The following is a 23,020-nucleotide window of genomic DNA, read 5'->3' on the forward strand; positions in this document are numbered from 1 at the left end:
TATCCGGTTTAAAAAGTTTAAAAGATCTCACAAACTTATTTAGTGAAATATATTTCACGTAGATCAATCCATAAAAAAGTATCTCTTCCAAAGTCTCTTTGGCTCTTTCATGAATCGACCCAACCATTCCAAGCCATATTTTACCCAAACATCATTTGGCCTTTCTATTGTACCAGAAAAATAATCGAAGACAGCACCTATAGAACAAATATAAGTTGCCTGAATTCTATCTTTATTCTGATGAACCCATTTCTCTTGTTTAGGAGCAGTCATTCCCACGAATACCACATCCGGATTGAACTCATTGATTTTCTGTACCATCAAATCGTTGTCTTCCTCAGTAAAAGAATCTTTAAATGGAGGGGAATAGCTTCCACAATTTACATTGGGGAATTTCTCCACAATTTTACTCTTTATGACCTCTAGAGTCTCATTCTTGGAACCTAAATAAAAGCAGCTTCCATAAACACTATTCAAATATTTTAAAATAAATTCATGTAAATCCGCCCCTGCAATTTTATGAATCTCACTACCGCTCAAAAACTTAGCGGACAACACAATAGAGATCCCATCGGGCAAAAGTACATCTGACTGCAACAATGCATTTTTGAAATTTTTATCCTCTTCTGCCAAACAAAAAGAGTATTGGTTCAGGGTATTTACTATGGTTTTACCTTTAAGCAAAATATCCATCAACTTACCATTGTACATGGAATACCCTAAAAATTCGGAATTGACCGTTTCCATATCTATTCTATTAAAAATTAGAAAAATTTATTTTAGACTCATTAAAAGGTAATGCAATATACATTTTTTTAGGTTTAAAAACCATTTTTAATCATGTATATAAAAAAATAAGATTTTTTTTCACACTATTTTTTGTCCAGTTATTTTATTCTGCTTTTATCATTTTTTCAAAATAAAATACCAACCGAACTGCTCTTTTTTAAAGTTTACCTAAAAATATTTTACATTTTCTTATAACTAAATAATACCTATAGATCAGCCCACTGATTATTCATTAGGATGTGGACTTCTAAAACCCCGTTTTCAAATGAAATAAAACGAAAAATGAAGTGAAATATTTAATTATAAAGATTCCCTCTATTGAATTCAAGATCAAATAAACACTAAATAAACAGTTATAATTTCATCTTATATATAGAATTAATTCATCATAGCCCCATAAAAATTAAAATAACTTCCTCTTTATTAAATATTCATTATTGTTATTTCTATTTTTTAACAAAAAAACATTTCATCTATTTAAATAAGATAAAATTCTAAGTACACATTGTATAAAACCAATAAGAAAATTTCTCCCCAACTAATAAAATAAAATTATAGGATTATCCACTGTTATCATAACGGAAAAATACAAGTCGAAATTAAAAATAAACCAAAGCAATTTTTCGAATTATAAAAAATATAATTAAGTAATTAAGAGAAGTGTTTAGAGAATTTTTACTCATCAAAAATTATTGTCTTATGGAATAAACTTTGACGATAAAAACAAAAATTAATCAGCCTAATATGAGAAAAATTACCTTTACGCCAACCTTTCTCTTTCAAAAGAGCATTTTATTTAAATTCTTATTCCTAGTCACCTTATTTTACTCTCCACTTCAAATTAGTTACGCGACTGATTATTATTTCTCCACCTCTTCCGGGAATGATGGTCGGTCAGCCACCCAAGCCCAAAGTCCTTCAACACCTTGGAAATCCATTGACAAACTCAATTCCATTTCTTCCACTTTAAAAGGAGGAGACCGGATACTTTTTAGATCAGGAGAAGTCTTTTTGGCACTATAAAAATTACGAATTCTGGTGGTTCAGGAAACCCAATCGTTTTCACATCCTATGGAAGTGGAGCCAAGCCGATCATTACCTCCATGATTACTATTTCCAATTTTTCCTCCATTGGCAACGGGATTTATCAAGCAGATCTAAGCAATTTCAATTTGCCAAGGATTCAAGTTGTCTTGGTAAACAATCAAATTAAAGAAATTGGCCGGTACCCTAATTCAAATGCAAGCAATGGTGGATATTTAAAAATTGGGTCCGTTCAAAGTCAAACTGGATTCACCTCTACTACTGGAAATCCCTACAATGGGTCTGGTGGCGAAGTAGTAGTAAGAAAAAACAATTGGATTATTGATAGGCACAGAATTAACTATATCTCAGGTAACTTTATTTCTTTTCAGGGAAATGAAAGTCACTATGCACCACAAGCTGGTTTTGGTTATTTCCTTCAAAATCATCCTAGCTTATTGGATCGTGCAGGTGAATGGGCTTATGATCCTGATAGCAAGAAATTCACGATAAACCTTTCTGGATACAATGTCTCCAATGTATCGGTATCCGTTTCTACCCTTGAAAACCTGGTTTCCCATACCCCCTATGTCACCAACTTCAAATTCTCCAACCTTCACTTTAAAGGTTCAAATGGGAGTATTTTTGAAATTTCCAGAAGTCAAAATTTCACTGTCGAAAACAGCACATTGGAATTTGCAGGTGAAAATGGGATCAATGCGGCTGATGTCAGAGGCCTTGTAATACAAAACAATCAAATACTTTCCCCTTCAATAACGGCATCAATATTAAATACGGAGCGCCAGGGGCAATCATAAACAATAACGTCATTGACAAAGCCATGCTTTTTCAAGGGATGGCAAAAAGTAGTGATTTGGCAGGGATCGGTATTTTCGTTGCGAGTGATAGCGATAACTCAATCGTTCAAAAAAATAGAATTACGAATATAGGCTTCAATGCCATCCACTTTGGCGGAAACTACACCAAAATAATAAATAACTACATCGACAATTTTTGCCTATTCAAACAGGATGGTGGAGGAATTTACAATAACTCAGATGGCCTGATTGGAAGAAATAATATCGGAAGAGAAATTTCGGGAAACATCATTTTGAATGGAAAAGGAACAAAAAACGGGACCATTGAAGAAGTCGATATGGCTGAAGGTATTTACCTAGATGATAATAGTGCAGGGATAAAAATTGCAAACAACACCATCGCATTTATGACCGGAAAGGGGATTTACCTGCACAATGCCAATAATATCGAGGTCCTAAACAACCTATTTTACCGTTCCAAAGTCCAATTACAATTAACTCATGACTATTACGGGGACCCTAATAGAAATATTCGAATCTCCGGAAACCAATATTCCAATGTTGATGAATTGGAAGAAATATATTCCGCCTATTCTGTAATAGACGATATAGGTTCTGTTGGCACCATCAATTCCAATTATTTTTGGATCCATTCAATCAAGACTTCTTTATTCATACTAGGTCTTCCTCTGATCCTGCAGTAGGAATCAATAGAAATTTAGGAAACTGGGCCAGTAGTTTTGGTTATGATTCAAATAGCACCAAGCCTACTTTTGATTTATCTACCACGAAAGTTCTTTCGTCTAGCTTAATCAAGCAAAGTAATTTTAATTCAGGAAGCGGAATTATTTCCGGTTTATATAATGCAAGTTCAAGAGTACTTTCCAGCGGTATTTCAGGAAACACCTTGGTGATTTATCCCAATAGCTCCAGTAGCGCCACTGCATACATACAAATTGGAGCAGTAAGTTCTGGGGAAAAAATACTAATGGAATTTGATATGAAAGGTAATCCAGAAAATAAGCCCATTGAATTTTTTCAGAAGCTACTTTTAATGTGGATAAAGGAAAAGGAAACAAAATCGTTGCGACTAAATCCGGAACTACACATTATAAGGTCTTCTTAGATGCCAAAGCCACAAAATCCCCTGAAAGTATTGTGATGAGAATTCCTAGTTCATCACAAGAGGTGTACCTAGACAACATTGAAATTTCAAAGGTTCAAACTGAAGAATTACCTAAAGAAAATTTCATATTCTTTGATTACAATGCCAGCTCCTCTCCTGTTTCGGTACCTTTGGACGGAACCTATAAGAAGGGAAAAACCAACAGTTCAGCGGCTCAGTCACGATCCCTGCTTATGGGTCAGTGGTGTTGGCAAAAATCTCCAATGAAGGTGGTAGCCCTGACAACCAATTACCAACGGTAACATTAACTAGCCCTACCCAAAATCAAGAATTTATTTTTGGGGTTAATACGGTTCAATTGGCAGCAAATGCATCTGATCCAGAAGGTCAGATTAAAAGTGTTGAATTTTACAATTGGGGAAATTTAGTCACCACGGTGACCAGCCCACCTTATGTGTTTAACTGGACTAGTGCAGAAATCGGAAATTATCAGGTCTATGCAAAAGTTACTGATGGTGCAAATCAAACTGCGGTTTCTCAAACCATAAATTTTACCGTAAAAAACCAACCTGATAATGGCCCAGGTTTTAACGCCCAAATGGTAAATCCTAGCAATAATTCGGTGTATGAAAAAGGAGCCAATCCTGTGGTATTGAGAACCAACGCAACTTCCTCTGGATTAGCAATTCAAAAAGTAGAGTATTTCAACTGGGGATTCCCTGTCATTACTATTACTTCTGCTCCTTTTGAACATAATTGGAGTACCATAGAGCCGGATAATTATCGGGTTTTTGCCCAAATCACGGATCAATCTGGAAAAGTTTACACTACGAATGAAGTAAACTTCAAAGTTACCTCTGGATCTAGTGCTCCCCCACCAGCAACAATCAAAATGGATACACCATATAATGGACAAACGTTTACGTTGAATCAGGACTTGGTAACACTGAGAGCATTGGTTTCCGATCCAACCCAAGTAAAGTCACTTCAATTCTATAATTGGGGATTCCCATTGGTACCGGCGAATTCCTACCCTTATGAATTCGATTGGACCAGAATTGAGGTCGGTGATTATAAGGTTCATGCCGAAATGGTGGACGTCAACGGAAACCTGATCAAATCAGATCCAGTTACTTTCAAGGTCACCGCAGGATCTGGCGATACCACACCTACCGTGACCATGGCTCAGCCGTATAACGGACAGCAGTTTGTGATCGGAAGAGATTTGGTTTCCCTCAAAGCCAATACAAATATTGACGCGGCAAGAGTAGAGTTCTTTAACTGGGGATTCCCTTTGATCACTGCTCCAACATCCACCAAGCAATTTGATTGGACAAGAATTGAGGTAGGTGAATATCTGGTGTTTGTCAGGATAACGGATAAAAATGGAATTACCTATGATTCTGAACCAGTAAGGTTTAGGGTAAATTCAACTTCTGCTAGAATTAATGAGACAGAAAACCAACTTTCTACTAGCTCCGGTACTACTTCAGAAATACAAAGTACTGTGAACTCTAACCAAGAAGTTCAAATCTTTGATCAATCTTCCATCTATGGAATTAAGATGGGACCAAATCCTACAAGCGATGAGGTCACTTTATATTTCGATGACTATCCTAAAAATTTAGACGGTAAAATCAAATTGGTTGACACGAGAGGTGTAGAACTTAAGTCACAAGATTTCTCAACTAGTGATGGCAGCGTTACTTTCAATGTGTCCTCCTTCCCTGAAGGAGTGTATATCATCCAAGTTGACTTCGGAAATAAGGGTGTTCAAACCAAGAAATTGATCAAGTATTAAGCAAAATTTAAATAGCTCGCCAATGTCTGTCTGCAGGTATTTTCCCAGCGATATTGCGAGCTATTTTTTATTCCTTCTTGAGAAAGAGATTGAAGAAAATCTGAATCATACAAAGCATTCAACACTCTTTCTACTTCAGACTCCTTTATTTCTTCTTGAATAAAAAAGCAGACCCGTTCAAGTTTTCGCGGAAAACAGGGATATCTGAACATAAAACAGGTTTTAAAAATGCTTGAGACTCCAACACTGGAAGTCCGAATCCTTCATATTCCGAAAGAAGTAAGGTCACGTCGTACTTATCATATATTTCTTTAATAGTAATGGAAGGCTCAAACTCCTCAAAAAATATAAACTCTTCCAAATTTTCCTTTTGTACCAACTCCTTGATTTCCGAATAGTACTCAGGATAAACCACACTTCCCCTGAAAAAAAGTTTAAATGACTTTCCTCTTTGTTGGTTGACCAACATTTTCATCAAGCTGATCGCCCTTTTATGGCCTTTGTGAGGATAAAAACCAGCGATATAGCCAATTTTTATCTCTGAATTCTCGGCTATATTTAGTTTCCCTTTTTTATTCAATCCCTCAAAGGCTGTGGCAAGTTTTGTGACTTTAATCTTTAGTTCTTTCTTTGGAAATCTTCTTTTCAATTCATTAGCAATAGATCCAGAAGGAACAAGTACCACATTTCCTTTTTTCAAGCCACTTTGCATCAACCAGCGCAATACCCTGAATTTTAATTTCTCCTTAAATCCCAGATACCTGCCCAAGCGTTTATTGCTCAGATAAAAATCAAACATAAAATCATGCAAAGTAAACATGGACTTAGTGTTTGGAAAGATGGGCAATTCTGGAATCACACGGTGTAAAACATCAACTTGATGATCTTTCAGAAACTTGGGCAAGGAAAAATTCAACCAATAAAACCTGGAAAAAAAGGACTGATTGTTGACCACTTTATATTCAACGGTCATATTCTTGATTTCAATTTTCTTCAAAAACTCAGGATGACCAACAACCAACATCTCCACTTTTTCTTCAGCAGAATCTAACAATTGGTCAATCCCTAAAATCAAGTTTTTGGAGTAAGTAGATATTCCTCCACCTGCCCCTCCCAATCCAGGGACAATATTTGTCACATCAATGCAAATTCTAGTCATCTTGTTATTTACTTTGAACTTGACTTAATGTCTCTTCTACTTTATCCACAAAACCTTTTGCTACCACGGAAGCGTCAAAAGGTTCACTAGACAAAAAGGCATTACCCGCATAATGCTTATACCGGGAAAGTATCTTGATGATTCCAGTGGCATAATCCTCAAAATTAAAACCCACAGGAAAAAGAAGGCCATTCTCCTCATGCTTCACAAATTCAGGAATATCACCTACGGCAGTACTAATGACAGGAACTCCAACAGAAAATGCCTCCGCGATAACCATCGGAAAGCCTTCGAAGCTTGATGCCATCAACAGAATTTTCTTCTCAGAAATAACTTTTATCAAATCCCGATTTTCCAGATTCCCTAAAAAAGTAATGTTGGTCTCCAGTCCCAGTTTTAAAACCAGGTTTTTTAATCGTTGCAGCTCGGATCCAGTCCCGGCAATTTCTAATGGATTATGTTCTTGAACAGATTTAGGCAGTAAATAATATACCTTAATTAATTGATCTACCCCTTTAGGCTTTTCAAGCCGACCAGCAAAAATGAATCCTTTTCTTTTATCCTCAGCCTGCACTCCAATTTCATGTGAAATAGGGTTGACAAACTTAAAAACCCCTTCTCGTTTTTCTCCAACTGAAAATAGCAAGCTTGCTTTTTTGGTAATCACGGCATGAATATGGTCGAAAACAAAATTCAAATACTTGCCAAATTTGAATCTGGAAATTGTCATAGGATTGGTATTGCCATGAAATACATGGATCAATGGCTTATGGGTAAAACTTGCGACATAGGATCCTTCGGGACTATGGGAAATTATAAAGTCATATTTCTTTAGTTTGAAAAAGCTTAAGACCAAAAACACCACATACATCAAGCGATGTGGTACCCACCTGATTTTTCAAAACTAGCAGGAAGAAAAAAGTATGAAAGATTAAAATATGAATTTAAATCCTTATCCAAGTTTCTGACAAAAGGCCCAATCCCCCATAACTAGTCAAATAGGAGTTAGTCAATAAGACGGCCGCATTCCTTTTAGCTGTGTTCATGTCTATTCAGGTTAAACAGTTCATCCTCTCAAAAAGCAAGGAGCTATATTTTCTATTATCAAAAATTTCTTTGGCAGCAATCCTACCTGCTTTCCCATATTTTTCAATCAAAGACCTATCTTCCAATACTCTTGAAAAAGCATCAAATAAAGCGTCTTCATCCTCTGGGGGAACCAACATCAAATCTCGATCCCCAACCAATAATTTCCCCACATCTCCTACATCCGAGGCAACTACTGCTTTGCCGGAAGCTAAAAATTCAGCCAATTTGGAAGGAAATCCAGTATTTGCTGCCAAAGAATTATTTCTTGTTACACAAAAGATGTCACAATCACTTAGTACAGACAGGTAATCTTCTGAATTCAAAAACCCTAAATATTTAATATTTCTTGAAGCTTCACTTTGCTGAATCAGATTAAAAATCTGGTCAAAATCCTTTTACTTTCTCCCTTTCCAGTCAATATCAACTCGGTGGAAGGATACACTTTATTTAGCTTATTAAAGGCTCCAATTAAATATTCCAGTCCATCTTTTTTACCAAAAGAACCTCCATAAAATATTTTGATTGTTTCTTTCTTGCCAGCTTCAAAGACTTTGATTTTTTGGAGATCTACCGTAACTGGTATATAAATCACCCTGGAAATGTCTTTGACAATACCACTTAATTTTTTGTGTAAATGATGGGAAATCCCAATCAATAGGTCTGCATAGTATGGAGCCAAATTGACAAAGTATTGACCACTTTTTATACGTACCCAATTCCAAAGTCCATCGATACTAGAAGCCACACTGTTGTCCTCTACGATGTCTAAAATCACTTTATAGCCCTTCGACTTGGCATAAAGTATCAAAAAAATAGTTTTAAGATCCGGAGTATCATAGGCGTAAAATAGATTTTTGCTCCCTGACACCTTTCTGCTCTTGATAAATCGAAATGAATCTCTAAGAAACCTGAAAATAGAGGGGATACTCTTCATGCTCATTTCAACTTCCATCACATGGGCTTCTCCCTTGTTCTGATAATTTCCGGCTTGTTTTGAAAAATATAAATTACTCCATTCAATCTTGTCCTCCTGGATCAATGGATCCAGCAAGTTCCTGACCCGTACAGAACCAGCCATTCCCTCAAATAAAGGCACACCTAAAAGTAAAACATGCATAACAAAAAGTTTAAAAATCTATTTTTTGTGCTACTAACTTATCATTCGGCAAATCATTGATATCCAACAATTTTATAAAATCAACTAAAAACCTATTTCTGATCAATTGGCTATCATGATTCTTCATCGCTAACTTGAGCGCTTTACTGGAATACTCATATTGCAGCTCTTGATTAAATAAGAATTCTTTTAATTTCTTCTTGATGTTTGGTACTGCATCATTGTCAATAGAAAAAGCCCACTTTTGACTACTACCATATTGATAAACAGCCGTTTCTTTCGGAGCCAAAAGAATGGTAGGTGTCCCTGAAATCATGTATTCCGGAGCTTTGGTAGGCATGGAATACCTTAAAAATTCGATTGATTTCTGAGAAAAATCACAGGGAAGCAACAGAAAATCAGCTCCTCTGAATAGTTTGGGCAGTTTAGAATAGGCTACTAATCCTCTATAATGTGTGAATTCAAAATCATCGATCCAAGATAAAGGCTCTACGGTCTGTATATAAAATTCTATCCCTATTCCCTCCTCTTTGTTTAATTCTTCCACTGCCTGAGCAAAACTCTTTAGGGAAGTCCCAATCCCGAAGCCTGTCCTTCCTGCATATAAAACGGTAATCGCCTGATCATTTAGGGATATTTCATCTTGGTTTGCGTTCCAAAACGATAGATCCACAGGATTATGATAAGTCACAAATTTTTTCCCAAACCTCTTGTAATATTCTATCCCCATTAAGTCAGAAATACTCAAACAGAGCGTAGATAAATCTACCAACTCTTGAAATTCCTGATTGATCTTCTTCTTCCAGTAATTACTAAACAGGCCGCCAAAACTAATAGAATGAAGCCAGTCATCCATTTGGTGTAATACTACCGGTATATCTAATTCTTTCGCAAGTGCTTTTCCAAACAACAAGGAGTCGCGTGTGGAAACTTGGATGTAGACGATATCAGGATTGAACTCTTTTACCCAATCCATCAAATTGTCTGTTAGGGTGATTCTTGAAAGCACATGAAACAGCCCTGTCCACATCAAGAACGGATAAAATAATTGATTGATGATCCTTGATCTGATATTTGGCTTCTGAGATACTACCTCCTGCTTTTTGAGAATTTCTGAACATCAATTTTTCCTGAAGGAATATTTCTCTGAAAGAAATTGAATGGAAAAATCCAGCTATTTTCTTTATTCCCAATGAAAAAGTAATTGTCACAATAAGAGAAATTAATATTATTGATAGCATGGCTAGTAACTATAACAGCCAAATCTTCTTTATTCCAATCGTGAAATAAATTAGATAATGTAACTCCTCCTCCGGTATTAGAGTTGAAGGACTGGCCAAAAATCAAAACCTTAGGCTTCTTCACGATGATTAAACTTTAATTCCATGTTTAAATATTTTTTAAAGACTTTATCATTCAAGTTTCTGAATGAACCATTGTAACAAATTGAAACCATGAGCCAAATGCTAACATGGAACACTGAAAAAGTAAATCCATTGGACGGATATAGAAACACTAGCCAGATTAAAATCCAGCAAGCAGCAGATTTACAAAACAGATTTTTAGAATAAAAGAGACCAAGGACGGCAGCAGGAATCATTAGGAACAAGATCATGCCTAAATTCAAGATTCCTCCAGTCAGTATAAACTGTAAGTAATCTGTTTCAATTACCCTCCTTACTCCTTGCTTAAATATTGATTCATCTATTCCTGGACATAAGTATCCTGCATTGTACCCTTTTCCTATCACCCAATCCATTGTGGACATACTACTGAAGAAACAATTTTCAACATAAGTCCTGGTATTCTCCAATCCTTTGTCAAACAAGCTGGAAAACACTTGAACTTCCGATAACGAAAACTCAATTAGAAATAATTGATAAGCAAATACCATGAGGTAAATACCCACTATAATCCAAGGGATTTTATTAGAACTCCTAACTAAATTTAGAATGAGGGAAATCGCCAATACGAACCCTCCCATTAATAAAATACCTCTTCTTGCCTTGATCGCACCCAAGGTCATAAAAAGCACGAATATGATTAAAGACAATACTTTATTCCGCGTAGATTGGTAGGGTGATGTTAGTAAAATAAACATCGTAGGAAATGCCAAGAATTTAAAAGAGGATTCTACTAATTCCCTGGAAAAAGTATCCAACATGTCTCCTTGGATCATTTGAGGGAAGAAAAACACGGTATAGCCAAGGTATACAAAAGAACAGATGATCAGTACTTTCATAAACTTCTTCAATTGAACCAAATTCGGTTTGATCAAAGAAATAAGTGGAACAAACAAACAGAAAATCCCATAGTTCGCATCGAAAAACATGGATTTTGTATCCTCATAATCCATAAAATCGTAATCTCCCCTTATTAACAAAAGAACTTGCCAGATTGAAAGTAGCGTTACAAAAAACAAGAAATACCTATTGGTGCCTTTAAACTTGATAAGATGAAATAGAGAGAAAATAAATGCGCAAATAGCAATGATCTGAATTCCTTGGAAAATCGCAGCCATAGAGTATAAGCTGGAAGACAGCACATAGCAGATTGAGAACAATAGTATGCTTATCCAAAATATATTAATCATCTTAATATAGGAGGTGCTAATAGTCCCTATCTTGAACTCCAATCTTTTTCTATATGGATAAGTCAGTTCACTCATGCTTCACTTAATAATGATAAATGCTTATCTAACACATATTCAGGCTGGAAATTCTCTAGCTTGAACCCTTTCAAATTATTCTCCAAACAATATTTGATTCCTTCTGCCAAACTCTTATGATCTAAAGGCTCTGCCAGGTATCCATTGTTAAGATGATCGATCATGTCTGGGATGCCCCCTATTTTAAAGCCAACCACGGGAACCCCGCAGGAAAGACTTTCAATGATGATGGTAGGTTGATTCTCCATAATAGAAGGAATGACATATAGGTCTGAAATCGACAAGGCATTTGCCATTTCCTCTTCATCTGACAAATAGCCAAGACAGTTCACTTTATAAGGAATGGTGGATAAATCTCCCAAATCTCCTGCACCAATCATCTGTATTTCGATAGGCTGATCGGGATAGATACTGGGTAAATATTCCAATGCTTTTTTTAAATAGGTAAAGCCTTTATATACACTGGTAATGTCTACCGCCGCAAAAGAAATTACTTTGACTTGAGGATTTCCATTCGCGGTTCTTTTGTGGAGCTTATCAGGATCCGGCTTAAAACTTTTGGAATCAAAGTAATTGGGAATATTGATCACCTCACAACCATTTGCAGCATAGGAATCCATCGCACATTCCGCCAGCCATTTACTTGGCGATATGATGGAGACGTTCCTTCGGGAATAAATCCTTTTCTTTTGCGCTGCCTGTTCTTTAGTGATCGTCCCCTTGCCCAAGAGGATAGGACATTTGAAACATCCATTTTTATACTGATCACAAGTACCTGCATGATGACATCCACCAGTAATTCCCCACATGTCATGTAGCACAAAAACCACCTTCTTTTCTGTATTGACAATATTCTCTAGTTCATTGAGCGTCAAAAAACCCATCTGTACCCAATGAATATACACTACATCTGCCCTCTTAAAACTTGGATGATTGGTCAATCTACTTCCGATCAACGGGTTGGAAAAAAGACCATATTTTTCTTTGCTATACTTATAAAAATACCCCTCTAGCTTATTATTGATTTTTGCAAAAAGTTTAGCATACCGCGGCATATAATACACCCCATCCTTTTTTCTTCATCCCTTACCAATGAAATCACTTCACTGGAATACCCCGAATTTCCTTCAAGGCATTATGTAACCTCCAGGCGGAAGAACCAGCGGATTTGGTTGAAAACTGTATTTGCAAAATATTCTTCATACCTCTATAAATTCAATGTCCTGAGAGCTTACTGGAACTACTTTCCATCCCTCTGGATAAACGGTTCGATTGGGACACTTGGCCTCCCATGTATCAGGAGAGACCACAATCTTTTCTTCACTTTTGGATAACCAGGCAGGCCACCAACTGAATGAACTGTTCGCAATAATGAAATGCTTACAAATACTCATTAAATACATATCCAAATAACTATTCGGACCTGTATTATGAGAGATATAAAACACGTTATCTCCTTTTATATTCTTTCTAACCCACTCTGGATCATCTGAGAAAATGTAAAAAACCGGATTAGTGACATGTTCATTGATATATTGAAATGCATTTTTATAATAGTCAGTTGCATCTAAAAGTACCCTATTTTGATTTTGGGAAGGATCGGAATAATTACCTCTTCTAATATGTACTGCAACTGAATTACAAGATTGAATTTTCCTGGAAACGGATAGATTCACATCATCTATTGGCTTTTTAAAATTAAAAACCTCTTGAATCAAACTTTTATGTGAATCAAAATATAAGGTTGACTTCCAACCGCCTATTAAATAGTAATTATCTAATTCATATATTTTCTGATCAAAACAAAACTCATCTTTTTCATAATATATATTATCGCTAAAACGAAATATATTTTTAGCAAACTTTTTAAACCAATTTAATTTAGAATGAACCAATAAGGGCCTTAAAAATTTAGAGACATAAATCACTCTAAATCGATCATCAAAACAAATAGGTATATCAAATGCTTTAATCAATTCAAAACCCTGGTAATGCTCATGTAAAATATAATCATTAACAGATATTTTAGTCGGCTTACCAATTGAATCCATCACAATTGCCAATGCAAACTGAAACATTTGATTTCCCAAACCACCAAAAATAACAACTTTATTCATAGCTATATATTAATACCAAATTGGATTTTTTGATTTTTCAATCAAAACCTTAAATACCTGAATGGGTGCTATAAAATAACCGTACACATTGCTTAAAATAGAAGCAAATATGATGGACCAAACTCCAAAATTGAACATTTTAATAAATAAAAATGACAACACTAAAAATAAAATAGAGGTAACTATTGAAGATATAAATTGAATCTTCAGTGTACCCATTCCATTTACCACATTAACAAAAACACTAGAAAACATAGAAATAATAACTGATAAAAAACAGAAAAATGAAATAGTAAAATCGATTTTAAAATAGGATGACCCTAACCAAAATTTGTAAAAAACATCAGAGAATAAAAGCATCAAAAGTCCCAGAATAAAGAAGGGAATAATCAATAACAAATATTTCTTAACCACACGGAGAATCCAATCAAACTCCTTCATAAAATACGCCTCCGTGGTACTACTCCACAAGGGAGAAATAAAAATCATGAAAATAGTCTGTAATGCTACAAAATATCTAAAAGCGATATTATAAGACGTAACCGACTCTGGATTGAAGAAATGTGCAATTAAAAACAAGGAAGTACTATACTGGATCATCGCTGCCAACTGAAGTACAAAAAACTTCCCTCCCATTGACATTAGTTCTTTGGAATGCTTCTTATCCACAAAAGACAATGAAGGTCTATAATCATAATAGTCATGACTGAAGAAATAAATGTTCGCAATGATTAAAATCAAAACGGGGATGCATCCCATGGCCAATCCCAGATAGATCAATGATCCCTGAGTGAATTTGGTCAACAGGAATACCGCAACCAATACCAATACTTGCCCTATTAAATCAATCAAAGATGCTAAGGCAGGTTTCTGATCAGAAGTAATGACTGTTTTGACGATCTGAAAAATAAACTGAAGACAGAAATAAGAAATAATGATGGCAATCAAACCTACGATCTCCTCATTTCCTTCTTTTGGAATATTGATGAAACTGTACCAATCGACAAACTTACTTACGATAAACATCAGCACACCTGCCAGCAAGAATATGATCGCCACATAGTAATAAGTCGTACTCACAAAAGTTCTGGCTAGCTGCTTATTGCCAGTGGCTTTTGCTTCCGCAAACTTATTCCTCAGCCCTTGGGTCAAGCCTACATCAAATAAGGCAACCCAGGCCACCATAGAGGTCAAGGTAAGCCATACCCCATATTGACTTGGATTGATGTAATTGATGGTAATCGGAACTAGGACAAAGGAAATCAGCATGTTCATCGCCTTGATTAAAAAGGAGCCGATGATATTTTTTTAGCTACAACGGAACGCTTTTCACCCCGTTGAATTAAATTCTTAATCCAGTCAATCTTTATATCAACTTCCCTACGTAAACTAATAAGCCACATTTTTAAAAAAATTAATTGTATTGGTAATTACCATAAGAATATCCTTGCCCTGCCCTACTACCATTTAGCACCAACATTGGGTTATTTATTTTTGCTTCCGCTTTTAATTGGTGGAAGAACTCAATGTCATGTTTAGTAGTCCAATTGTAGCGCATCATATAAATGGTAGCGTCAACAAGTGGAATTAATGAGAAGGAATCTGAAACCTGCCCTACTGGAGCACTGTCCAATACGATGAATTCAAAATGCTTTCTCATTTCATTAATGAGCTCCTGATTCCTGGGGCTAAGCAAGATTTCAGCTGGATTGTGAGGTAGTTTACCTGTATGAAACAAGGTAACACCTTGGTATTCCAGTCCTCCCTCCAAAAACTGCTTAAATGAAATATTCTCGTTATTAATAAATTCTGAGATTCCAATTGCCCCTTTATCAAACAGGTGGGCATACTCCAGAGGCTTTCTCAAGTCATAAAACAACACAGCCGTCTTCTTCCCAATCAAACTCATTGATTTGGCAAAGTTCAAAGCAAAAAATGTCTTCCCTTCCCCTGATACGGTACTGGTCACCAGGGTCACCTGAGACTCTTTCCCAAAATCATTCAGGCAATAACTTGTCCTGACGTACCTCAGTTGTTCCGCTATTGGCGTTTTCGAATTTTGGTCAATTATTGGCCCATTTGGTTTTTTGTCGATCTGGGACAACTCTCCCAATACACTGCTGGAAGATGGAACAACAATTTGACTCCTGTCTTCCAATTTCCCCTGAAAAGTCCTTTTTACAAATAAATAAGAGAAAGGTGCAGCAAATGCGATAAACAACCCAATCAATCCTAAAATCGGCTTATTTGGACTTACCGGTACTGGGCTGAAATAGGACTTTTCGATCGTTTTGGAATGGGTAGAAGAGACAGAAGCTAGGTAGAGAGAAGTCTCTTCTCGCTTCTCAATTAAGTTGATGTAATGGGTTTTCTTAAAGTCCAGGTCTCTGGTAAGAGCTTCATATTGCCTTTGGATCATAGGACCCGAATGGTACTTACTATTATAAGTATCTGATGCCTTTTCCAAGTTTCTGGTAGAAATTTCAAGAGCATCTATTCTATCATCTAAATGCGCAACAATTTTATTTCTAACACTGGCAATTCGCTCAGTAGTATTAACATATACCGGATTTTCTGGGAGAATTGCCCCTTTCAATCGGTCAAGCTTATCTACTTCATTATTGAAGTCCTGAATCATGAGCAACAACGCCGGATCATCATTTGACAAAGGTCCCAACGTAATACTTTGCTCTGTGCCCGATAATACCTCGCTCTTAAGATTACCGAGTATTTCCAATTGACTCCGATTGATTGATATCTGCTTGGAATTATCAAAGGCATTTTGCTGATAAAATTTCGAATCATTTTCTACATCAACGACATCTTTGTTGTATTTAAAAGTTTCAATATTGGATTGCATCCCGCTTAATTCTGCCGATAACATTGCTAATTGGGTATCTAAAAACTCCAAAGATTTTAATGCAACTTCCTTCTTCTCAGCAACTGCATTTTCATTGTAAGTATTCACTAGCTCATTGACTACCTGAACTCCCATGTCTGGAAATTCCGTTTTCAGGGAAACATATAGAATACTACTGTTTTTATCTTTTGGCTCCACTTTCAGGCTGCCTGACATCATACTTGCTAATTGCGCGTTATTAAACAAGTTCACAATGAGCGGATAGTTATCAAACTCCTTTACCTCTTTATTCCTGTGAATTTTCAGGATGGCAAATTCATTTTGAAATGTTTCCTCAAACTTAATTTCATTGACGGCATCGCCATTGGAATAAATGATGTAATTATTCTCAATCCCCAAGACTTCAAACTCCTTATCCAATAAATAATCCTCATCAATATTGATCACCTCAATAATGAATGGAAGCTCACTGTTTGATACTGTATTGAGTTTGCCTAGGAAGTTTTTATGATAGGCTAAATAGTTAAAATTTAAATCTTTAATTGCCTGTCTCATTAAATCTGAAGATTGAAGAACATCAATCTCGTTATCAGTAATCTGATAAGACTTAAAGTCGCTTAATTCACTTAAAACAGGATTTTCCAAAAACACAGAACCCTTCGATTCGTCTTTGAGCATGATTACACTATTCACCTGAAATAAAGGAATCGCAAAATAGATATAGGCAAACACCAGGGAAAAAACCACCACAAAGGAGATCAAAAAGAGTTTCCAATACCTTAAATAGTAAAGTAAGCTTTTCTTGATATGTGATGACTCAAATACCTCTGTGTCAACAATTCCATCCAATAAAACATCTGAAGCTTTCATAAACAGTTATTTAAAAAATATTCTGATAGTTAAATATTAGTGCCACAGCAACAGAAGATAATATGGTCATGAACGCAATGGTAGTTGGGTTCATTTCCGCTTGAATCAGCTTCTTTTTATCCGCTTCTATGTAAAGCACGTCGTTTTGTTTTAGGAAGAAATTGGCAGACCCCAACAACTCTTTATCATTCAAATCAATACGATAAAGCATTTTTTCTCCACCATGTTCTCTGATCACTAAAACATTTTCTCTTTTACCATACACAGTCATATCTCCTGCCAAGCCCAATGCTTCTATAACAGAGATATTGTCCGTAGTGATGGTAAATGTATTAGGTTGATTCACCTCTCCTAAGACCGTAATTTTAAAATTGGTTATGGTCAGTTCTACCCGTGGGTTTGTAACCAATTTTTCTAATGAGCTCGTGATTTTTTCTTTTGCCTCATCTCTTGTCAGGCCAAGCAGTTCTATTTTCCCAACAATTGGAAAATCAATCTCACCACTTTCAGAAACCTTATATCTACTTTGGGTATAGGTAGTCCTAGGCCCTATTTCCTCATCCCCACTAGCAATCACACCGTAATTGAATAAAAGGTTAGATTCAGGATCTAAAGTGGTTACCTTAACTTCCAGTTCATCTCCCTTTTGAATTCTAATAGGATCTATTGCATTAGTAGTAGTGTATAATTCACCCTTTTGTAATTCTAAATTGGAGAAATAGGTAATATTCCTTTTAGAACAAGATGCTAAGAGAAATAGCACAACCAAGTATTTAAAAAAATATTTCATAAAATTATAGTTATATATCTATTACAGTTGATAAAATCTAATGATTCTTACAGCGGAATCATGGGCTATGCTTACACAATAATCTCCCATTTCAAAACTCCATATCTTCCAGGAAGAGGCAAAACTTGAGAGGTCGGAAGGAATTAAATTTAAGCCGTCTACACAGGCTACATCTTTAATTCTATCGGTTAATCCTAAACCAACTCCTTTCAATAATGACTCTTTCCTAGTCCAGTGCTTAAAAAACACAGCTCTAGGTGCCTCAGAGTTTAAAATCATGCTTATTTCATAATTAGACATACAATTAATAATCATATCATATAAGTCTAACTGTGAATTCATAAACTCAATATCAACACCTACAGACCATCTATTTGCAAAACCAATAACAATGTAATCTCCTGAATGAGAGATGTTAAAATTAAAATGAGGGAAGTATTTAAAATAAGGTTTGTTGTTCTCTAAATAATCAATCTGAAATGAATTAGGATCAACTTGTAGATAATTAGAACTTATTTTTCTAACAAAATAACGAGCCAACAAATGTCTATTTCTATCCTCCGTATCTTTATAATTATTAAATTTATTTATCTCCTCTTCTGACAGCGTATCACTTAGATGTTCTAACCTATCTAAATGATCAGGGATATAAATTCTCCATATATCAAAATGATTATCTAAGTTGAAATCACATGATTTCCTCCATTCAATCACCTTAATTTGATCACAGAAAACCTTACCCATAATCATAGCTTAGTTAGTATAGGAGTTCAAAATATTCTGTAATGTCTTTGTAAATTCTGCACCGTGAGGTGGTTTTAGCATATTGGCATGCTCACCTGGCATCCTGATTACTTTTATATCTTTTGCAAATGGAGTCCAACCAAAGGTTTTGAAATCCTCCACATAGAATGTCCTTCTGTTTGCAAGAAATAAGGTAATGTTTACGTCAACTGGCTCATGAACATAATTTTTCCAAGCCTCCATATTGACATTTTCAATCTCCTTGATTCTAGAAAATAAATTAGATTTCTTCTGGAATCTTGCTCTCCAATTATCCCGCTTTTCCAATAAATATTTCTTTCTGTAGCTTAGGTAAAATCCTGGATCTCTGATTATGAACTTGATTTCATACCATAACCTCTTGAAAAGTTTAGATAGCTTATTGAAAAATCCTGCAGGAGCCTTATCTGTATTAAAAGCAATCGTATCAATCATTCCTAAAAACTGCACCTGATCCCCCATTTTTATAAACTGCTTCGCCATTTCAAAAGCAATCAAGCCGCCCAAAGAATTTCCCATCAAGTGATAAGGACCCTGAAGTCCTGCTATTCTGATCTGTTCAATATAAACTTGAGCGATCTGTTCAATACTGCTTAGCGGCGCTAAAGAAGCATCTAAAATTGAGGGAGATTGAAGTCCCCAAATCGTTTGATCCTCATCCAGATTATCCACCAACGTATTGATTTCCAAAGGATTCAATCCTACCCCGTGAATAAACAGCAATACTTTATTAGGGTCACCTTCCTTGATTTTCACCAAGCATTTGGATTGTCCTTTATTCTCTTCTTTTTTACAATGTTCGATGTGAGAGGCAAGCATCTCAATAGTAGGAAACTCAAATAGTGTAGAGAGTGGAAGGTTTATTTTGAAGTGTGTTTCAAGCTTTGATAATAAATCCACCGCAAGAAGAGAATGTCCTCCTATTTGGAAAAAATCTTCATTCGTTTCATGCAATTCTCTTTTTAAAACTTGTTCCCAAGCTTTCTTTACTGCAAGGACTGAAGAATAAGAACTTTTGATTTCTTTGTCTTGATTTGAGGTATCGCTAAATACTGAAGTTGGTCTAAATCTCTCCAATAACTTGCGATCAATTTTACCATTTGAATTCAACTCAAAACTTTCCTGTTGAACGAATTCACTAGGTATCATATAAGAAGCAAGTTTTTTGGACAGCTGCCCTTTTGTGATGTCTATCCAATTAGAGAATTTAGAATCAGCCATTTGCCCTTCAACAAAAGAAACATGTGCACGCAGCATGCCTTCTCCATTGGCATCGAGTACTTTAATGACCACTGCATTTTTAATCAAAGCATCCTTGGCAAGCTCACTCTCTATCTCTCCTAATTCTAATCTTTGACCCCTTATTTTTACTTGATGATCTATCCTTCCCTTGCATAACAAATCCCCTTCCTCATTCCAAAGGCCTAAATCTCCTGATTTATAAAATTTCCCATCGTAGCCCTTAAATGGGCTTGGAACAAAACGTTCCTTGGTTAATTCTGGCCGATTCAAATATCCGTTTCCAACGCAAGTTCCTCCAATCCAGATCTCTCCCATTCTACCTGGAATAGGGATTATTTTACCTTGCTCATCGACCAAGATTACACAGGAATTTTTGACCGGTTTGCCTATAGTAATTTCCTCTTCAAAAGAATTAATTTTCTTAATGGTGGCAAATACAGTGGTTTCTGAAGGACCATATATATTATATACCGAATCAGCAACATTAAGTAAAGAATCTGCTAGCTTTCTAGATAAAGGTTCACCCGCAGAAATAATGGTAAGTCCTTCTAATTTCGGCTCTCCCATGTATTGAATAAGCGACTTTAAATGGGATGGAGTAATGTACAATTTGGTAATACGTTGATCTTTCAGCGCATTAAAAATTTCGCGTTGATCCTTTCTTTCATATTTACCCAATAAATAAAGACTAGCTCCGAATGTGAAAGGTAGGACAGTCTCAAGCCATGCCATATCAAAACTTATAGAAGTCAATCCCAGCACTTTATCTTCATTACTTAGCCCTGGCTGTTCAATTACCTGCTGGGTGAAGTAAAATAAATTCAAATGGGATAATTCGACCCCTTTGGGCTTACCCGTGGAACCTGATGTATAGATAATCAGCGCTGGGTTTGTCGGATCAAAGTTTTGAATGATAAAAAGTTCGTATTGATCCAGGATCTGACTGATTGGAATCCCCAATTTTTTAGATTCCAAATCACCCCATTTCACTGTATCGTTATCCGAAATGAAAAACTTCACGTCGGCATCTTCAAGCATGAATTTTACCCGTTCCTCAGGGAAATCAGTATCAATGGGAAGAATCCCAGCTCCCACACTGATCACTGCTAATTCAGTAATAATTAGATTTTCATCTCTTTCTAAATGAACACCAATAATATCTCCTGATTTTACTCCTTTGTTATGGAGGAACCCCGATAGATGTTTCACCTTTTTCCCCAATTCCTGGTAAGTGAATTCTTTGTGATTCACCATCAAGGCTACTTTATTTGGATATTTTCTTACCGAGTCAAAAAGTATTTTCCAAAGGAAACAAACTCTAATTCTGTTACATGAAGATCAATTGTAGGCTCTTTTTCTTTTGGAGAATTCTCTTCTATCTCACGAATAATCTCCTGAATAGTAAGTATTCTGTCTTTAGTAAAAGCCTTCAGGTAACTGACAAAATCATTCCCTGCATGATTGATGTAATCTCGATCAAACAAACTTTTATTATAAGTCCACTCGAAAATGAATTCATCCGAATTCCCATAGAGGTTTAATATAATTTCAAAATTTGCATAGGCTTTGGGATTAAAGGAGAGTTTATGATCCAACCCAACAAAATCCACTTTGGCATCCAAGTCCAAATCAATATTGAAAGTAATCGGAATTAAAGGGACTTTTGAGGAATCTCTTTTGATGGGAAGATCCTGAATCATATTCCCAAAACTTAAAAATTGGTGATCCAGCGCCTGATTATAATTCGCCTTTCTTTGTTGCAAATACTGGGAAAAAGGCAAGGCCATATCAACTTCACTTCTCAAGGGTAATAAATGGACACAATGCCCGATCAATCGAGGTCTATTTAGACCAAGCTGCCCAGATACTGGCATCCCAACTACTACTTCCTCCTCACCAGACCACCTACTTAAGAAAATCTCAAAAATGGATAGAATTACTAAGTTCAAACTAACCTTCTCCTCTGAGGATGTTTTTTAATTTGCTTTACTATTTCTTTTGGTAAAGGAAATCCGAGTACATCCGAATCATAGGTTCGATGAATAGGTCTATCTTTCGAAATGGGTAATGAAAAATCTGGAAGAGGATTGGATAAGTAATTTTTCCAATACTTTTTGGTCTCCTTATGTTCGAACTTTCTACTTCTGTTGATCAGTTCTGCTGAATATTCTCCCAATAAATCTGGATCAGGGAGTTCCATTTCCAGGCTTTGAACACTTTTGGAATATAATTCACTTAATTCCTCCAACATCAATCCAATAGACCAGCCATCGAATATGATATGATGACCTGTAAATGAAATTTCATGGAGCAGGTCATTAATTTTAATCAACTCCATCACATACAATGGTCCTTGACTCAAATTAAAGTGATAATTACCAATCTCCTTGGTATGCTTTCTAAAAAACACTGCTGCTCTGCCTCAGATAAGTGACTGATATCCCGAAACCTAATTGGCAGTTCATAAGAAGAAAACACCAACAAATTCTTCCCATTAGGACTTATGATGGTCCTCATTCCATCATGTCTCCGAATCAGCTCTAAAAATGCTTTTTTCAAATTTTCAACAGAAAGGTTGCCTTTCAATTGAAGAGAGACAGATTCATTGTAGGCCATATTGGCTTCCTTTCCTCCCATTTTACAAGCCAACCAAATTTCTGTTTGAGAGGGAGTAGTCTTAATCACCTTCTCAATTTCCACAGGTGCTTTGGTCAGCATGGATTGATTCAATGTCTGTTCTAATAAGTTGTTCATAAAAAAATCAGATC

At 35.9% G+C, this 23,020-nt stretch carries 22 protein-coding genes and 1 pseudogene; 5 read left to right on the forward strand and 18 right to left on the reverse strand.

The window, feature by feature from the left end:
- Positions 1 to 63: 63 nt before the first annotated feature.
- Complete coding sequence (locus V8V91_RS04770) at positions 64 to 747, reverse strand: WecB/TagA/CpsF family glycosyltransferase (RefSeq protein ID WP_373399031.1); 684 nt, start codon at positions 745 to 747, stop codon at positions 64 to 66.
- A 786-nt stretch (positions 748 to 1,533) separates the two neighbouring features.
- Here V8V91_RS04770 and V8V91_RS04775 point away from each other — a divergent pair.
- The 3 genes from V8V91_RS04775 (at position 1,534) to V8V91_RS04785 (ending at position 3,334) form a co-directional block, all read left to right on the forward strand.
- The gene (locus V8V91_RS04775; RefSeq protein ID WP_373399032.1) at positions 1,534 to 1,812 is read left to right on the forward strand and encodes a hypothetical protein; all 279 of its coding nucleotides are present in this window, start codon (positions 1,534 to 1,536) and stop codon (positions 1,810 to 1,812) included.
- Positions 1,813 to 1,892: 80 nt separating this feature from the next.
- Complete coding sequence (locus V8V91_RS04780; RefSeq protein ID WP_373399034.1) at positions 1,893 to 2,630, forward strand: hypothetical protein; 738 nt, start codon at positions 1,893 to 1,895, stop codon at positions 2,628 to 2,630.
- A gap of 11 nt (positions 2,631 to 2,641) precedes the next feature.
- On the forward strand, positions 2,642 to 3,334 hold the full coding sequence (locus V8V91_RS04785) for a right-handed parallel beta-helix repeat-containing protein (protein ID WP_373400617.1): 693 nt from the start codon (positions 2,642 to 2,644) through the stop codon (positions 3,332 to 3,334).
- A 40-nt stretch (positions 3,335 to 3,374) separates the two neighbouring features.
- Here V8V91_RS04785 and V8V91_RS04790 read toward each other — a convergent pair whose 3' ends face one another.
- Positions 3,375 to 3,536 (reverse strand): hypothetical protein, encoded by a 162-nt coding sequence (locus tag V8V91_RS04790; protein ID WP_373399035.1) that lies wholly within the window; start codon positions 3,534 to 3,536, stop codon positions 3,375 to 3,377.
- A 150-nt stretch (positions 3,537 to 3,686) separates the two neighbouring features.
- Between V8V91_RS04790 and V8V91_RS04795 the strand changes: the two genes are divergently transcribed.
- A complete protein-coding gene (locus V8V91_RS04795; RefSeq protein ID WP_373399036.1) occupies positions 3,687 to 4,058 on the forward strand; it encodes a hypothetical protein in 372 nt (123 codons plus the stop codon).
- A complete protein-coding gene (locus tag V8V91_RS04800) occupies positions 4,001 to 5,557 on the forward strand; it encodes an Ig-like domain-containing protein (RefSeq protein WP_373399038.1) in 1,557 nt (518 codons plus the stop codon). Before V8V91_RS04795 ends, V8V91_RS04800 begins: the two co-directional genes overlap by 58 nt.
- Before the next feature lie 145 nt (positions 5,558 to 5,702).
- On the opposite strand, the gene V8V91_RS04805 is transcribed toward V8V91_RS04800, so the two are convergent.
- The 16 genes and pseudogenes from V8V91_RS04805 to V8V91_RS04880 all read right to left on the reverse strand — a co-directional run bounded on the left by V8V91_RS04805 (position 5,703) and on the right by V8V91_RS04880 (position 23,006).
- On the reverse strand, positions 5,703 to 6,716 hold the full coding sequence (locus V8V91_RS04805) for a glycosyltransferase (protein WP_373399039.1): 1,014 nt from the start codon (positions 6,714 to 6,716) through the stop codon (positions 5,703 to 5,705).
- Positions 6,717 to 6,720: 4 nt separating this feature from the next.
- Positions 6,721 to 7,587: a glycosyltransferase gene (locus V8V91_RS04810; RefSeq protein WP_373399041.1), complete on the reverse strand. Its 867-nt coding sequence runs from the start codon at positions 7,585 to 7,587 to the stop codon at positions 6,721 to 6,723.
- Positions 7,588 to 7,768: 181 nt separating this feature from the next.
- Positions 7,769 to 8,185, reverse strand: a complete 417-nt coding sequence (locus tag V8V91_RS04815) for a glycosyltransferase (RefSeq protein ID WP_373400618.1) — start codon at positions 8,183 to 8,185, stop codon at positions 7,769 to 7,771.
- Positions 8,173 to 8,922 (reverse strand): hypothetical protein, encoded by a 750-nt coding sequence (locus V8V91_RS04820; RefSeq protein WP_373399043.1) that lies wholly within the window; start codon positions 8,920 to 8,922, stop codon positions 8,173 to 8,175. The genes V8V91_RS04815 and V8V91_RS04820 overlap by 13 nt, the downstream gene beginning before the upstream one ends.
- Before the next feature lie 10 nt (positions 8,923 to 8,932).
- Positions 8,933 to 9,898 (reverse strand): hypothetical protein, encoded by a 966-nt coding sequence (locus tag V8V91_RS04825; protein ID WP_373399044.1) that lies wholly within the window; start codon positions 9,896 to 9,898, stop codon positions 8,933 to 8,935.
- Positions 9,870 to 10,046 (reverse strand): hypothetical protein, encoded by a 177-nt coding sequence (locus tag V8V91_RS04830; protein ID WP_373399045.1) that lies wholly within the window; start codon positions 10,044 to 10,046, stop codon positions 9,870 to 9,872. Before V8V91_RS04830 ends, V8V91_RS04825 begins: the two co-directional genes overlap by 29 nt.
- Positions 10,047 to 10,273: 227 nt before the next feature.
- Complete coding sequence (locus V8V91_RS04835; RefSeq protein ID WP_373399046.1) at positions 10,274 to 11,443, reverse strand: hypothetical protein; 1,170 nt, start codon at positions 11,441 to 11,443, stop codon at positions 10,274 to 10,276.
- 143 nt (positions 11,444 to 11,586) lie between these two features.
- Positions 11,587 to 12,645, reverse strand: a complete 1,059-nt coding sequence (locus tag V8V91_RS04840) for a glycosyltransferase (protein WP_373399047.1) — start codon at positions 12,643 to 12,645, stop codon at positions 11,587 to 11,589.
- Between the two features lie 144 nt (positions 12,646 to 12,789).
- On the reverse strand, positions 12,790 to 13,707 hold the full coding sequence (locus tag V8V91_RS04845) for an alpha-1,2-fucosyltransferase (RefSeq protein ID WP_373399048.1): 918 nt from the start codon (positions 13,705 to 13,707) through the stop codon (positions 12,790 to 12,792).
- A 9-nt stretch (positions 13,708 to 13,716) separates the two neighbouring features.
- The gene (locus V8V91_RS04850) at positions 13,717 to 15,009 is read right to left on the reverse strand and encodes a lipopolysaccharide biosynthesis protein (RefSeq protein ID WP_373400620.1); all 1,293 of its coding nucleotides are present in this window, start codon (positions 15,007 to 15,009) and stop codon (positions 13,717 to 13,719) included.
- Positions 15,010 to 15,121: 112 nt separating this feature from the next.
- The gene (locus V8V91_RS04855) at positions 15,122 to 17,437 is read right to left on the reverse strand and encodes a GumC family protein (protein ID WP_373399049.1); all 2,316 of its coding nucleotides are present in this window, start codon (positions 17,435 to 17,437) and stop codon (positions 15,122 to 15,124) included.
- Between the two features lie 10 nt (positions 17,438 to 17,447).
- Positions 17,448 to 18,227, reverse strand: coding sequence for a polysaccharide biosynthesis/export family protein (locus V8V91_RS04860; protein ID WP_373399050.1), 780 nt, complete (start codon positions 18,225 to 18,227; stop codon positions 17,448 to 17,450).
- A gap of 21 nt (positions 18,228 to 18,248) precedes the next feature.
- On the reverse strand, positions 18,249 to 18,971 hold the full coding sequence (locus tag V8V91_RS04865; RefSeq protein ID WP_373399051.1) for a 4'-phosphopantetheinyl transferase superfamily protein: 723 nt from the start codon (positions 18,969 to 18,971) through the stop codon (positions 18,249 to 18,251).
- A 9-nt stretch (positions 18,972 to 18,980) separates the two neighbouring features.
- Positions 18,981 to 21,506 carry an amino acid adenylation domain-containing protein gene (locus V8V91_RS04870; RefSeq protein WP_373400621.1) on the reverse strand — a complete coding sequence of 842 codons (2,526 nt, stop codon included), beginning with the start codon at positions 21,504 to 21,506 and terminating at the stop codon, positions 18,981 to 18,983.
- Between the two features lie 26 nt (positions 21,507 to 21,532).
- Positions 21,533 to 22,590 (reverse strand): annotated as a pseudogene (locus V8V91_RS04875) (condensation domain-containing protein).
- Between the two features lie 20 nt (positions 22,591 to 22,610).
- The gene (locus tag V8V91_RS04880) at positions 22,611 to 23,006 is read right to left on the reverse strand and encodes a condensation domain-containing protein (protein ID WP_373399052.1); all 396 of its coding nucleotides are present in this window, start codon (positions 23,004 to 23,006) and stop codon (positions 22,611 to 22,613) included.
- Positions 23,007 to 23,020: the final 14 nt, after the last annotated feature.

The organism is Algoriphagus halophilus (genome assembly GCF_041729275.1).
Taxonomy (GTDB): domain Bacteria; phylum Bacteroidota; class Bacteroidia; order Cytophagales; family Cyclobacteriaceae; genus Algoriphagus; species Algoriphagus halophilus_A.

Coding starts and splice junctions, on each gene's coding strand:
- V8V91_RS04770 (WP_373399031.1), bottom strand. CDS start 747: ATGGAAACGGTCAATTCCGAATTTTTAGGGTATTCCATGTACAATGGT.
- V8V91_RS04775 (WP_373399032.1), top strand. CDS start 1,534: ATGAGAAAAATTACCTTTACGCCAACCTTTCTCTTTCAAAAGAGCATT.
- V8V91_RS04780 (WP_373399034.1), top strand. CDS start 1,893: ATGATTACTATTTCCAATTTTTCCTCCATTGGCAACGGGATTTATCAA.
- V8V91_RS04805 (WP_373399039.1), bottom strand. CDS start 6,716: ATGACTAGAATTTGCATTGATGTGACAAATATTGTCCCTGGATTGGGA.
- V8V91_RS04810 (WP_373399041.1), bottom strand. CDS start 7,587: ATGTATGTGGTGTTTTTGGTCTTAAGCTTTTTCAAACTAAAGAAATAT.
- V8V91_RS04820 (WP_373399043.1), bottom strand. CDS start 8,922: ATGCATGTTTTACTTTTAGGTGTGCCTTTATTTGAGGGAATGGCTGGT.
- V8V91_RS04825 (WP_373399044.1), bottom strand. CDS start 9,898: ATGGATTGGGTAAAAGAGTTCAATCCTGATATCGTCTACATCCAAGTT.
- V8V91_RS04835 (WP_373399046.1), bottom strand. CDS start 11,443: ATGGCTGCGATTTTCCAAGGAATTCAGATCATTGCTATTTGCGCATTT.
- V8V91_RS04840 (WP_373399047.1), bottom strand. CDS start 12,645: ATGCCGCGGTATGCTAAACTTTTTGCAAAAATCAATAATAAGCTAGAG.
- V8V91_RS04845 (WP_373399048.1), bottom strand. CDS start 13,707: ATGAATAAAGTTGTTATTTTTGGTGGTTTGGGAAATCAAATGTTTCAG.
- V8V91_RS04855 (WP_373399049.1), bottom strand. CDS start 17,437: ATGAAAGCTTCAGATGTTTTATTGGATGGAATTGTTGACACAGAGGTA.
- V8V91_RS04860 (WP_373399050.1), bottom strand. CDS start 18,227: ATGAAATATTTTTTTAAATACTTGGTTGTGCTATTTCTCTTAGCATCT.
- V8V91_RS04865 (WP_373399051.1), bottom strand. CDS start 18,971: ATGGGTAAGGTTTTCTGTGATCAAATTAAGGTGATTGAATGGAGGAAA.
- V8V91_RS04870 (WP_373400621.1), bottom strand. CDS start 21,506: ATGGTGAATCACAAAGAATTCACTTACCAGGAATTGGGGAAAAAGGTG.
- V8V91_RS04880 (WP_373399052.1), bottom strand. CDS start 23,006: ATGAACAACTTATTAGAACAGACATTGAATCAATCCATGCTGACCAAA.